Below are 12,463 nucleotides of genomic sequence, written 5' to 3' on the forward strand. Positions count from 1 at the left end.
TCCTTAGGCCGCTGCATGCTGCGGGCAGGGATGAGCAGATTGAATGATGCTGTACTGTACATTCCAGCTCACCAGCTGACGTTCAAGCTGTGTCTTGTGCTGACAGTAGACCGCATCAGGCAGGCTGAAAATAAGCTTTCCAACCGTGGCATGACTGATCACTTCTACCGTTGAAGCGTGTACATCCAAGCCATAACCGGTTTGAATGCTTAACTGGCTGAGCCAATTCAGCGGCGTATTTTTCGCTGAGGAATATGTTGCGGAAAATACAGTGTGGTCGGCTGGCAATGAGGAAGGAATATGCAAAGGCAGAATTTTTGATCCAATCGTTGATTCAGGATTTAAGATCAAATCCAGCACGCTGCCTTGCTCAGCAATTTCACCGTGAGAGAGCATGGCAACATCGTCAGCAATCTGACGCACCACATCCATTTCATGGGTAATTAAAATTACCGACAGCCCAAGTTCATCACGCAGTTCAGTCAGCAGTTTTAAAATAGATTGCGTTGAATCCGGATCTAGACCGGAAGTGGCTTCATCTGCAATGACAATGCTGGGCTGAAGCGCTAGAGCGCGTGCAATGCCGACACGCTGCTGCTGTCCGCCGGAAAGCTGTGCAGGGTAATGATTCGCGCGGTCAGAGAGTTTGACGTTTTCCAGCAGGTAAGCCACCCGTTCTTGAATTTGATGATCCACTACGCCGAGGAATTCCAGAGGAAGCGCAATATTTTCAGCAGCTGTGCGGCGCTTGAGCAGCGCTGAAGACTGGAAAATCAGTCCGATTTTCTGGCGCTGCTGTCGGAGCGCTTCAGCATTCAGTGTATTCAGTACTGTGCCGTCTAAAATCAGCTCGCCGGAGCTTGGATGTTCTAGCAGGCTTAAGCATTTTGAGAGTGTGGATTTTCCTGAGCCGCTGGGGCCGACAATAGCGGTAATTTTGCCTTTTGCAATGCTGAGATTGATATCTTTCAGCACCTGCGCTTGGCCGCCGTTTTTCAGCGGATAGCTTTTATAAAGATTTCGAATTTCATACATTGTGCAAAAACTTCAGCTTTAACATGAGCTGAAATTTAATCTGAATTTAATATGTTTATTAAATATAAATTTCTGCATTTTATATGCAATTAAAGGCATATATAAATAAATAAATAGTTAATCAGATTTAATTAAAACTATTTTAAATAAAACGATTTCGTTGTCGGATTAATGTATAAAAAACTGCGGAAAATGATGCTAGCGTAGATTTATAACAAACAAGAGAGCATTTTATAATGACTTCGAAAATCGAAATAAAATTGAAAGATGCGCAGAATATCCCGCGGGATTTTTATCAGCATGATCCTTTGGCTCATGTGATACGGTCAGATGAAGAAGCCATTCAAATAGCACAACAATTAGCGCATGAATTTGCAAAGGAAGCATCAGCACGTGATTATGAGCGTCGTTTACCTTTAAAAGAAATAGAGCAATATTCAGCTTCCGGCTTATGGGGCATTACCATTCCAAAAGCATTTGGCGGTGCTGGTGTCAGCTATAGGACATTGGCGGAAGTGGTCAAAATTATTTCCAGTGCAGATTCTTCTTTGGGTCAGATTGCGCAGAACCATTGGGCATTTTTAGAACATATCCGTTTGGATGCATCGCCGCAGCAACAGGAATTTTTCTTTGATCAGGTGCTGCAGGGCAAGCGTTTCGGCAATGCATTTTCAGAAAAAGGCTCGAAAACCGTGGCGGATTTAACCACTGTGATTGAGTTTGAATCGGATCATGCTGTGATTAATGGCCAAAAGTTTTTTGCCACCGGCGCGCTGCTGGCGCACTGGGTGCCCGTCGTTGCAGTGAATGACGGCAAGCCTTATGCCGCTTTAGTCCCGCAGCATACGCCTGGACTGACCATCATTAATGACTGGAGCGGATTTGGTCAGCGCACTACAGTCAGCGGTTCAGTGCTTTTAGATAATGTGAAGGTCGATCTGAAATATATCGTGCCGATTCATCAGGCCTTTGAACGTCCAACAGCGGCAGGCGCAATTTCCCAGTTTATTCAGTCTGCCGTTGATGCAGGCATTGCGCGCGGCGCAATTCAGGAAACCATTGATTATGTGCGCCAGCATGCGCGTCCATGGATTGATTCAGGTTTGGAGCAGGCATCACAAGACCCTTACACCATTTCCAATATCGGTGAGCTGAAAATCAAGCTCCGCGCGGCTGAAGCTGTGCTGGATTTGGCGGCTGAGGCGATCGACCGCGCTGTAGAACATGCCACAGAAGAAACAGTCTCGGAAGCGACGCTGCTCACGGCAGAATCCAAGGTGCTGACCACTGAAATTGCGCTGCTGGCTGCCAACAAGCTGTTTGAACTGTCCGGCACGCGTTCGACACTTTCTGAGCTGAATTTAGACCGGCACTGGCGCAATGCGCGTACCCATACGCTGCATGATCCTGTGCGCTGGAAACTGAATTTAGTTGGCAATTACTACTTAAATGATATACCGCTGCCGCGCCATGCGTGGAGCTGAGAGGGAAAGATTATGACCATTCAAAATAAACAGAATTTATCGCTTGGCGCCAATTATGAACAGGTGGCCGGCAAATTCCGTCCGGTATTCCAGCGCATTGCTGAAGGCGCGCTTCAACGTGAAAAAAACCGTGAACTGCCGCGTGAACCGATTCAATGGCTGAAACAGGCTGGCTTTGGCGCAGTGCGTGTGCCTTCAGCTTTCGGCGGTGACGGGGTATCACAAAAACAGCTGTTTCAGCTGCTGATTGAGCTGGCCAAAGCGGATTCTAACATCGTGCAGGCATTGCGCGGGCATTTCGCTTTCGTTGAAGACCGTTTGAATGCGCATAAAACCGAAGATCAAAGCCTATGGTTTCAGCGTTTTGTCGAAGGCGATCTGGTCGGCAACGCATGGACGGAAATCGGTAAAGTGGAAATTGGCGATGTCGTGACCCGTGTGACGGAAAATGCTCAAGGCCAGCTTGAAGTCAATGGGCGTAAATATTATTCAACGGGCACCATTTTTGCGGACTGGATTGACTTGTTCGCGCTGGATGAAACCACCAATCAGCATGTAATCGCTGCGGTTTCAACGCATTCATCCGGCATTAAAATCAGTGATGACTGGCATGGCTTTGGCCAGAAAACCACAGGCAGCGGTACGCTGGTGATTGAGCATGTTCCTGTCACCCGTGACTATATTTTGCCGTTTGATCAGCGCTTTAAATATCAAACCGCGTTCTATCAGGTGGTGCATTTGGCGACGCTGGCAGGTATTGCGCAAAGCGCTGTTACAGCTTTCAGTAACGAAGTTCGCAAGCGCACACGTATTTACAGTCACGGCAATGCAGAGCTGGTGCGCGACGATGCTCAAATTCTGCAAGTGATCGGTAAAGCATCTGCGCAAGCTTATGCTAGCGAATCTATTGCGCTGCGGTCAGCAGAAGCATTGGATAGGGCTTACCTTAGTCATTTTCAAAATGATGCTGCGCTGGATCAGAAAGCCAATGACCTTGCTGAGCTGGAATCTTCTCAGGGGCAGGTGGTGATATCTGAACTGGTTCTGAATTTGACGACTGAATTGTTCAATGCGCTCGGCGCATCTGCAAGTACAACCGAGAAGCAGCTGGACCGTTTCTGGCGCAATGCGCGTGTGGTGTCCTCACATAATCCGCTGATCTATAAGCAAAAAGTCATTGGCGATTGGGAGATCAATAAGGCGCCATTGCCTTATGTGTGGCAAATTGGAAACAGCCCGGCAGCTAAGCAGCAGGAGATCGCGGCTTAAAACGGATGCAGTATCTATTTTTAGAATTAAAACCGCACGATTGCGGTTTTAATTCTATGGATATATTTAAAATTTATAATGACTGCTTATTTTATTTCGTGTTTTATAAATATATATAAATTCTAAAAGATTAAATAAATTGCTGATATTTTGAGGTGAATATATTGATATAGCTAAATTAAGAAGATGAGCTACAATAGAAAAAACACTCACCTTTAAAATTATGCCAAAAACATATTCTGTCGATCTACGTGAAAAAGTCATGCAGTTTTATAAAGAGTCAAAGCATAAATCTAAGACGTGCGAAATATTTAATATTGCCAGAACCACGCTCGATGATTGGATTCTGATCGAACAGCAGACTGGTCAACTCAAACAACCTAAGTCTCCAAATGTAGGACGTCCCTCAAAGATTCTGGACCTGCAAGCTTTTGAAGCATTTGTAAAAACAACGCCATTTACCCAAGCTAAAGATCTTATTCCTTTGTTTGAACAGAAATTCGGTTATAGCGTTGGCTATCATGTCATTTTAAAAGCTCTAAATAAGATGGGTTGGACGCGTAAAAAAAGAGTTTTCTCTACAAACAAGCCTGCAAGTTAAGCCGTGCTGTATTTGAATGGTGTTTGCCTCAGTGGAAGCAGCAATATGGTGAAGATCACATTCTTTATATCGATGAATCAGGCATCAATACCAATGAAACCGCAGAATATGGTTGGTCTCCAAAAGGTCAACGTTGTCATGCATTTAAGTCAGGTGGGCATGGCACGAGACTCAGTATGATCAGTGCGGTCAGATCAAATGCACCATTCAAGTTTACTCAACCTTTAGTTTTTCACGGTTCGTGTGATCGGAATATTTTTGTCTGTTGGTTGGAATATTTGTTGCAGGATTTAAAGCAAAAGGATGATCAGACTAAGAGTTATTTGCTGATTCTAGATAATGCATCCATTCATAAAGGTCGAGTAATTGATGATTTGGCAGCACGATATCAGATAAGAATTGTTTATCTACCGGCATATAGTCCTGATCTAAATCCTATTGAGAGAGCATGGTCTGTCCTAAAAAGTAAAGTCAGACATATGGTTGCTCAGAATAATAAAACCTTTCAGGAAGCTTTAGATATCGTCTTTAAAATGATGTAGCTTATGTTTTTTATTTAGCTATATTAATCACCCAGAGCTTTAAAAGATTATGAATATTAAAATTCAAGACCTTCAAATTGAAAACCTGAAAATTGAAAATAACCAGGATATTCCAGATTCCGTTTTTGAACAGCACCAGCCTGCACATATTATCCAAAATGATGCTGAAGCCATCGCTGCTGCCAAGAAGCTCGCAGAAATTTTCAGGCAACAGGCATCGCACCGTGATGCGAACCGTTTGCTGCCGCTGCAGGAAATCGTTGAATTTTCGCAAAGCGGTTTATGGTGCATCAATATTCCTAAACAGTATGGCGGCGCGCAAGTGAAGCACCGCACACTGTCACAGGTGATCCGCATTTTAGCCAGCGCTGATCCTGCACTGACGCAGATTTCAGAAAATCATTTGTCCTTTTTGGAACAAGTGCGTTTAGATGCAGCAGAAGAACAGAAGCAGCTGATTTTCGGCAATATCCTCAAAGGCCAGCGTTTGGGCAATGCACTGTCCGAACGGGGCGGCAGAACGGTCATTGATTTAAAAACCCGGATTACACCGAATGCGCAAGGCTATGCGGTGAACGGCAAGAAATTCTATGCTACCGGTGCGATCTTAGCGCATTGGGTCTATGCAGTCGGTCTGGATGACGAGGGCAATGAACTTACTGCACTGATTCCGCATCATGCACCAGGGCTGAGCATTATCAATGACTGGTCCGGCTTTGGTCAGCGTTCCACAGCGAGCGGCACAGTGATTCTGGACAACGTTCAAGTCGATGCTGCTTATGTCATCCCAACAGGAGCAGGCGGTGAAAGCATCAATCTTGTCGGAACAATTTCACAGCTGATACATTCATCTATTGATGCCGGTATTGCTCATGCTGCTATTGAAGATGCGATTGAGTTTGTACAGAAATATACACGTCCTTGGATAGATGCAGATCAAGAACATGCGGTGGATGATCAATTCACACAAGCCGCAGTCGCTGAGCTGAAAATAAAATTGCATGCGGCTGAAGCGCTGTTGGACCGCGCGGGAGATTTTGTTGATGCAGCCTTGGAAAATTTAACTGAAGACAATGCCAATGCAGCTACTTTAGCTGTGGCGGAAGCCAAAGTGCTGAGTGCGGAAATCGCCATTTTAGCGTCGAATAAACTGTTTGAACTGGCTGGAACACGCGCGGCGCTGTCAGAGCTGAATTTAGACCGCCATTGGCGTAATGCGCGCATCCATACGCTGCATGATCCTGTGCGCTGGAAGTATAAGCTGATTGGCGAATATTATTTAAAAGGCAAGCATTTGCCCCGCCATCCTTGGAGCTGATCGGCAGGTTTTGTTATACGAAAAAGTAATAATCAATGCAGCCTTTGTTAATTCTATTTTTTGCATATAAAAATAATATTTAAATTATTTTTTAAATAAGCATTTTTGTATATTTTTGCAGAATTGAAATATAGAACTGCTGCCATGATTAATATTGAAAATGCTGATAAGTATTTTAATGCAAAGAATAATAAAATCTTTGCATTAAAAAATATTTCCCTGCAGATTGACGCATCGAAAATCGTTGGAATTATCGGATATTCCGGTGCGGGAAAATCAACATTATTAAGACTGATGAATGGGCTGGAAAAGGCGGATGCGGGTCAAGTTGAGGTGCTGGGCCAGTCTATTCAGCATGCCTCTGAAAATGAGCTGAAAGCACTTCGTAAACAGATTTCCATGATTTTTCAGCATTTCAATTTGCTGAAAACCATAACCGTTTTTGACAATATTGCCTTTCCGCTGCGCTTAGACGGCAGTTTAAGTAAAAAACAGTTGCAGCAGCGCGTTGAGGACTTAGCGCATCAAGTCGGTTTAAGCGAGCATTTGCATAAGTATCCTAAGCAGCTCTCAGGCGGTCAAAAACAGCGTGTCGGCATTGCCCGCGCATTGGCGAATTCACCGAAGATTCTGCTGTGCGATGAAGCGACCAGCGCGCTTGATCCGATCACCACACATGAAATTCTCAATCTGCTGCTGCAAATCAATCGGGATTTGGGTATTACGATTGTGCTGATCACGCATGAAATTGATGTTATCCGCCGTATTTGCGATGACGTTGTGGTGCTGGAAAAAGGCCAAATTGCAGAGCAGGGGCCAGTCGATCAAGTGTTGCTGCATCCTGTGCATGACATTTCCCGCTCCTTGATCTTGGAAAATACCGATATTGATGAAGCGATTCTGCTGCCAAATTCGCAGATCCTCCGTGTCACTGCAATCGGTGAACTGGCGCAGCGTCCAGTCTATGAAACGCTAGCGCTGAAGCATCAAGTGAATTATCAGATTCTGCATTCAAAAGTCGAACGGACGAAAACCTCGCTGTACAGCCAGTCCATCCTGTCGATTCAAGGGCTGAACACGGCCAATTATCTGCAGCAGCTGGAACAGCTGGGCGCACATATCGAAATTATTCAAGGCGCCGCGCCGCGCATTACAGAGGCAGCCTAAATGCTCGAACTTATTGCAAATCTGGATTATCAAGAACTCTGGGATGCAGCCAAAGCCACATTGCTGATGCTGTCATTGTCACTGCTGTTTATAGTTGTGCTTGGGCTGCCTTTAGGCGTGGCGATATATTCCTTTGCCAACAGCAGGATTAAGAAGCATCCTGTGCTTTATTCCATCCTGTCATTCTTTATTAATATTATCCGCTCAATCCCATTCATTATTTTAATGATTCTGCTGATGCCGCTAACGGCGCTCATTACAGGGACAACTATTGATGTTGCAGGCGTGATTCCGCCAATTACTGTTGCAGGCATTGCATTCTTTGCGCGCTTAACGGAAACCGCGCTGCATGAAGTCGATAGCGGCGTGATCGAAGCGGCCCAGTCTATGGGCGCCAGTTACTGGCAGATGGTCAAAGGCGTGCTGCTGCCGGAAGCGCGTGCTCCGATTATTGCCGCAATTACCGTGACCAGTATCGCGCTGGTGGACTATACAGCCGTATCCGGTGTGATTGGCGGCGGCGGTTTAGGGGACTTGGCGATCCGTTACGGCTATCAGCGCTATCAGACTGAAATCATGCTGGTTACTGTGTTTTTGTTGATCGTGATTGTGCAAATCATGCAGTTTATTGGCAATAAAGCAGTGCTGTATTTTTCCAAGAATTACACCTAAGGCACTCAAAAATTCAGAGACACCAAATTGAATGTTTAACTTGAAGGAACAATGATGAACACTTTAAAAAAATTAGCGGCCGTGATCAGTATCGCTGCGGTATCTGCTGGGGTTTGGGCAAATCAAACGGTTACGGTTGGCGCCAGCGCAACACCGCATGCCGTGATCTTAGAGCATATTAAGCCTGAGCTGGCGAAGCAGGGCATTGATTTGAAAATCAAAATCTATTCAGATTATGTGCAGCCGAATACACAGCTAGTATCGAAAAAACTGGATGCCAATTATTTCCAGTACCGCCCATTTCTGAATGATTTTAATGCCAAAACCAAATCAAATTTAGTGCCTGTGGTGCCTGTGCATATAGAGCCATTTTTGCTGTATTCCTCAAAAATCACCAATTTAAAGCAGTTGAAAGACGGCGCTACAGTTGCGATTCCGAGCGATCCGGTCAATGGCGGACGCGGTCTGCTGCTTTTGGCGAAACTGAATTTGATTACGCTGAAACCAGGATTTAAACAGCTGGCGCTGCCGACCGATAAACTGCTGTCAGTACGCGATATCGCATCTAATCCAAAGAAACTGAAAATTAAAGAGCTGGACTCTGCAATGCTGCCGCGCACTTTGTCTCAAGTGGATTTGGCGGCATTAAACTGCAACTATGTGCTTGAAGCGAAATTGGATATTAAAAAGTCGCTGTATATTGAAAGCGGTCAGGACGGTAAAAATATCTGGGCTGAATATTTAGTCGTGCGCCCAGGCGATCAAAAGAAACCTGAGATCCAAAAAGTAGCTAAAGCGCTGAACAGCGATTCAACCCGCCAGTTTATCAAGCAGCACTTTAAAGGCGAAATTTATACCGCCTTCTAATGCGCTGACGAAATTTAAAAAGGCATTGTCATCAATGCCTTTTTTATTGGCTGCAGTTTTTTTAGTTAGGGATTAAGTTGTCTGTTGTCCTATCAACAGATATAAACAGTTTTTGAATTCTGCACTTATTCATTCGATCAGCATGTTCAATGAATTGAATAGCTGCATTGATTTTTTATTAAAATTTCTTGCACCATGCAGGCTGGAAAATTGCATTAAATCAATAATAACTCCATTTAAAGATGAAACTGAGGCTAGCTTAGGCCTGAAATGTATTTTGCGCATAATCATTGTTAATGAAAGCTGTCGAGCTTATTCGTTTTTATGAAAAATACTGAATTATAAAAATTGACTGGGATATAGGATGCTGCATGCAGACCTAAGCTTTCTGCATGAGAAACCGCCAGTAAAAAGCCTATAAACTCAATGAATACTTCCCTTTGAAATTTAAGATTAAAAAAAGCGCTTGAAAATTAATCCAAGCGCATGCTGAAAAGTCAAAATGATTATTTTATAGAGCTTAGACCTGACCGATGCGCCATTGGTATGGAGGCAAGGTGCCATTCACGCTGAAGTCACCTACAATGCGGTCTTTGTAAATGCGCGGATTATGTGACGCCAATGTGCGGATATTGCGCCAGTAGCGGTCTAATGCAAGATCTTTATCCGTTGCGGATGCGCCAAGCGCATCAAAAATAATCGTTGACGCATTTAAAGCCAAATCAGAAATAATGGTTTGCGATTGCGCAATTTCCAGTTCTGCAATGGCATTCTGATCAGCTTCTTCCGCTGGATTATTTAAGAATGCTGACTCATAAGCGCGCTGCAAAGCCTGCGCATTTTTTTCAATAATCGCGCCTGATGTGTAAGCTGCGCCGCGGATTTTACCCACAACCTGCAGTACTTGCGGATCATGGCGGACATAGGCCGCATTTGAATGGGTATAGTTGCGTGTCCGTTTTTCCACGGCTTTGGATACGTCATAAGCCGCTGCACGGTTCAGGCCAGCAATAATGGATAATTGAATCAGCTGATAAAAGCCCGCAGAATATTTAAAGCGGTCATCATCTGGAAGGACATCTGCGGGATTGACTTCAACATTGCTGAAAATAGACGTGCCGCTGGCGGTCAGGACTTGGCCAAAACCGTTCCAGTCATCAATCACTTCAACCCCGGCCGCATTGCGCGGAATGATGATCGAAGCTGAGTTGCCGTCCAAGTCTGTAATGCCGACATCAATCCATTCTGCGTAAAGGCTGCCTGTTGTATAGTATTTTTGCCCATTCAGCAGCACACGGCCATCTTCTGTTTTAGACAGATGCGTACTGAATTGGCCAATCGACTCTTTTCCGCCTTCAGACCAAGCGCTGCCCACAGTTTGGCCTTGACCAATGCGTTCCAGCCATAGGTTTTTAAATGCGCCGTCTTGGCTGAGCAAAATGTCTTCGGTAAAGCCGAAATGCACCCGCAGCGCTTGCGGCAAGTTGGCATCTGCCTGAGCGAGTTCAATCAGTAGCGCAAACAGTTCTGGAATAGTCGCATCGAAACCATGATGGCTTTTTGGCAGGCGCAGGCGGGTAAAGCCGGCATCCTTCAACCATTGCAGCTGTTCAAACGGCAGAATATGGTTTTTTTCCCGCTCATTGGTGGTTTCTCGAATTTTGTCAAAAATCGGACGGAAGTTTGAAGCCAGTTCATCATAGCGCGCAGAAGGCCCTTGTCCCCATACTTGATAAATCGAAGACTCTTGTGAACGCTGATGTTTTAATTGGGTTGGCTGTTGCAAATCAGTAAGCGCAGTCATAATAATATTGGCAAACGAATAAAGATAAAATATTAAATGAGCTGCATGATTTATAAACTAATTAATATAGATAATAAAATGAGAAAAACATATTAAATGATTTTATTTTAAATATATCAAAAAATACTATTTAGTAAAAAATCAGATATTAAAAATAAAATAATATTTATTTGGAATTAAAACAGCCGCTAGTCTATTCCCCATAAATTTAATCGGGATTCGATATGACTCAAACAGCCAGTGCTGAAAATAAATATGTGATACAGCGGCCGGAAGATGTTTCTCAGCTCATTTCAAAATATGCGGGATCGGGCAAGACCAATAAAGTGATTTGGCTTGCCCTGATCGGGGTTTTTATTGATGCTTATGATTTGACGACATTGTCATTCGGCATTGAACAGGTTATTTCTGATTTTTCTCTTAGCCCCGTGATGACAGGTGTGGTGGCATCGGCAATTGTGGTCGGCACAATTGTCGGCAATTTATTGGGCGGCTGGCTGACAGATAAAATCGGCCGCTACCGTGTCTTTATGGCTGATATGGTGCTTTTTGTGATCGCGGCGATCGTAGCAGGATTAGCGCCGAATGTGTGGGTGCTGATTGCAGCACGCTTTGTGATGGGCATCAGCGTCGGCATCGACTTGCCTGTGGCGATGTCTTATTTGGCGGAATTTTCTAAATTCAACGGCAAGAGCAGCAAAGCTGCGCGTTTAGCCGCATGGTGCCCAATGTGGTATGCGGCTTCAAGTGTATGTTTTGCCATTGTGCTGGCGCTGTATTTTATCTTGCCGCCGGAATATGCCAATTGGCTCTGGCGCATATCGCTGATTTTTGGCGCGGTTCCGGCCTTGCTGATTATTTTTATCCGCGGGAAATATTTAACCGAATCGCCGATTTGGCTGGCGAATCAAGGCGACTTGAAGGGTGCAGCAAAAATTCTGCGTGAGTCCTATGATATTAACGCGCATGCGCAGGTTGATCATGTGCAGAAAGTGGAACAGAAGCATGCTCAAGCCAGCTATAGTGTGTTGTTCAATAAAACCTATTTGCCGAGAACAATCGTTGCGCTGGTGATTCATATTTCCGTGGCATTTCAATACACGACAATTGCATTTTTCCTGCCGTCGATTCTGACACGCTTTTTCCATACGGATACATTGACCACGATTACGACAACATTGGGACTGAATTTGGCCTTTGCATTCACAGGAGGCTTGCTGGGTGTTTATATGGCCAGCCGATTGAGTTCGCGTTTTATCTTGCTCAGCGGCTTTATCCTGCAGTTTGCGGCGCTGGTGCTGCTTGGCGTAGTCGGAGAGCCGGGAAGCAGCTTGCTGTTGTACTTTGCGATCGCGATGCTCGGCTTATGGCTGTTTGCTGAAGGTTTTGGCCCAGGTGCACAGATGATGGTTTATCCGACGATGGCTTATCCTGCTTCAATTCGCGGTGTAGGTGTGGGTATGAACCGCGCAATATCTGGTGTGGCGCAAGCCATTGCACTTTTTGTATTGCCTATTTGGATGTCTAAATTTAATACAGATGTTTTCTTAATTATTTCGATTTTTGCCTTCGTACCAATTATAGTTATTGGTTTTTTAATTAAGTTTGAACCGACAAAATTTGATGTTGACTCGATAGATTTAGATATAGAAATTAATAAGACTGTTGCCTCCAAAATGATTTAAAATTTATTTTCTTCAGCTG

Annotated in this window: 11 protein-coding genes; 9 read left to right on the plus strand and 2 right to left on the minus strand. The window is 44.5% G+C overall.

The window, feature by feature from the left end; genetic code table 11:
* Nucleotides 1-3: 3 nt before the first annotated feature.
* Nucleotides 4-1,035 carry a methionine ABC transporter ATP-binding protein gene (locus G8D99_RS06460; protein ID WP_166323705.1) on the minus strand — a complete coding sequence of 344 codons (1,032 nt, stop codon included), beginning with the start codon at nt 1,033-1,035 and terminating at the stop codon, nt 4-6.
* A 236-nt stretch (nt 1,036-1,271) separates the two neighbouring features.
* Here G8D99_RS06460 and G8D99_RS06465 point away from each other — a divergent pair, with 236 nt between their 5' ends.
* The 8 genes from G8D99_RS06465 (at nt 1,272) to G8D99_RS06500 (ending at nt 8,955) form a co-directional block, all read left to right on the plus strand.
* Complete coding sequence (locus G8D99_RS06465; RefSeq protein WP_166323706.1) at nt 1,272-2,519, plus strand: SfnB family sulfur acquisition oxidoreductase; 1,248 nt, start codon at nt 1,272-1,274, stop codon at nt 2,517-2,519.
* 12 nt (nt 2,520-2,531) lie between these two features.
* Nucleotides 2,532-3,788, plus strand: coding sequence for an acyl-CoA dehydrogenase family protein (locus G8D99_RS06470; RefSeq protein ID WP_166323707.1), 1,257 nt, complete (start codon nt 2,532-2,534; stop codon nt 3,786-3,788).
* Nucleotides 3,789-4,011: 223 nt separating this feature from the next.
* Nucleotides 4,012-4,389 carry an IS630 transposase-related protein gene (locus G8D99_RS06475; protein WP_166321839.1) on the plus strand — a complete coding sequence of 126 codons (378 nt, stop codon included), beginning with the start codon at nt 4,012-4,014 and terminating at the stop codon, nt 4,387-4,389.
* A 23-nt stretch (nt 4,390-4,412) separates the two neighbouring features.
* Complete coding sequence (locus tag G8D99_RS06480) at nt 4,413-4,931, plus strand: IS630 family transposase (protein WP_166323708.1); 519 nt, start codon at nt 4,413-4,415, stop codon at nt 4,929-4,931.
* Nucleotides 4,932-4,980: 49 nt separating this feature from the next.
* The gene (locus tag G8D99_RS06485) at nt 4,981-6,249 is read left to right on the plus strand and encodes an SfnB family sulfur acquisition oxidoreductase (RefSeq protein WP_166323709.1); all 1,269 of its coding nucleotides are present in this window, start codon (nt 4,981-4,983) and stop codon (nt 6,247-6,249) included.
* Nucleotides 6,250-6,393: 144 nt separating this feature from the next.
* Complete coding sequence (locus tag G8D99_RS06490; RefSeq protein ID WP_166323710.1) at nt 6,394-7,416, plus strand: methionine ABC transporter ATP-binding protein; 1,023 nt, start codon at nt 6,394-6,396, stop codon at nt 7,414-7,416.
* The gene (locus G8D99_RS06495; protein ID WP_166323711.1) at nt 7,417-8,088 is read left to right on the plus strand and encodes a methionine ABC transporter permease; all 672 of its coding nucleotides are present in this window, start codon (nt 7,417-7,419) and stop codon (nt 8,086-8,088) included.
* A gap of 51 nt (nt 8,089-8,139) precedes the next feature.
* On the plus strand, nt 8,140-8,955 hold the full coding sequence (locus G8D99_RS06500; RefSeq protein ID WP_166323713.1) for a MetQ/NlpA family ABC transporter substrate-binding protein: 816 nt from the start codon (nt 8,140-8,142) through the stop codon (nt 8,953-8,955).
* Between the two features lie 520 nt (nt 8,956-9,475).
* On the opposite strand, the gene G8D99_RS06505 is transcribed toward G8D99_RS06500, so the two are convergent.
* Entirely contained in the window at nt 9,476-10,759 is a 1,284-nt protein-coding gene (locus G8D99_RS06505; protein WP_166323715.1) for an acyl-CoA dehydrogenase family protein, read from the minus strand.
* A 224-nt stretch (nt 10,760-10,983) separates the two neighbouring features.
* On the opposite strand from G8D99_RS06505, the gene G8D99_RS06510 reads away from it, so the two are divergent.
* Entirely contained in the window at nt 10,984-12,444 is a 1,461-nt protein-coding gene (locus G8D99_RS06510) for an MFS transporter (RefSeq protein WP_166323717.1), read from the plus strand.
* Nucleotides 12,445-12,463 lie beyond the last annotated feature (19 nt).

Origin of the sequence: Acinetobacter lanii (genome assembly GCF_011578285.1) — a bacterium.
Lineage (GTDB): Bacteria > Pseudomonadota > Gammaproteobacteria > Pseudomonadales > Moraxellaceae > Acinetobacter > Acinetobacter lanii.

Bases quoted from the DNA above. Each gene is read 5' to 3' on its own strand.
- G8D99_RS06475 (WP_166321839.1), top strand. From the start codon at position 4,012: ATGCCAAAAACATATTCTGTCGATCTACGTGAAAAAGTCATGCAGTTT.
- G8D99_RS06460 (WP_166323705.1), bottom strand. From the start codon at position 1,035: ATGTATGAAATTCGAAATCTTTATAAAAGCTATCCGCTGAAAAACGGC.
- G8D99_RS06485 (WP_166323709.1), top strand. From the start codon at position 4,981: ATGAATATTAAAATTCAAGACCTTCAAATTGAAAACCTGAAAATTGAA.
- G8D99_RS06510 (WP_166323717.1), top strand. From the start codon at position 10,984: ATGACTCAAACAGCCAGTGCTGAAAATAAATATGTGATACAGCGGCCG.
- G8D99_RS06505 (WP_166323715.1), bottom strand. From the start codon at position 10,759: ATGACTGCGCTTACTGATTTGCAACAGCCAACCCAATTAAAACATCAG.
- G8D99_RS06490 (WP_166323710.1), top strand. From the start codon at position 6,394: ATGATTAATATTGAAAATGCTGATAAGTATTTTAATGCAAAGAATAAT.
- G8D99_RS06470 (WP_166323707.1), top strand. From the start codon at position 2,532: ATGACCATTCAAAATAAACAGAATTTATCGCTTGGCGCCAATTATGAA.
- G8D99_RS06495 (WP_166323711.1), top strand. From the start codon at position 7,417: ATGCTCGAACTTATTGCAAATCTGGATTATCAAGAACTCTGGGATGCA.
- G8D99_RS06465 (WP_166323706.1), top strand. From the start codon at position 1,272: ATGACTTCGAAAATCGAAATAAAATTGAAAGATGCGCAGAATATCCCG.
- G8D99_RS06500 (WP_166323713.1), top strand. From the start codon at position 8,140: ATGATGAACACTTTAAAAAAATTAGCGGCCGTGATCAGTATCGCTGCG.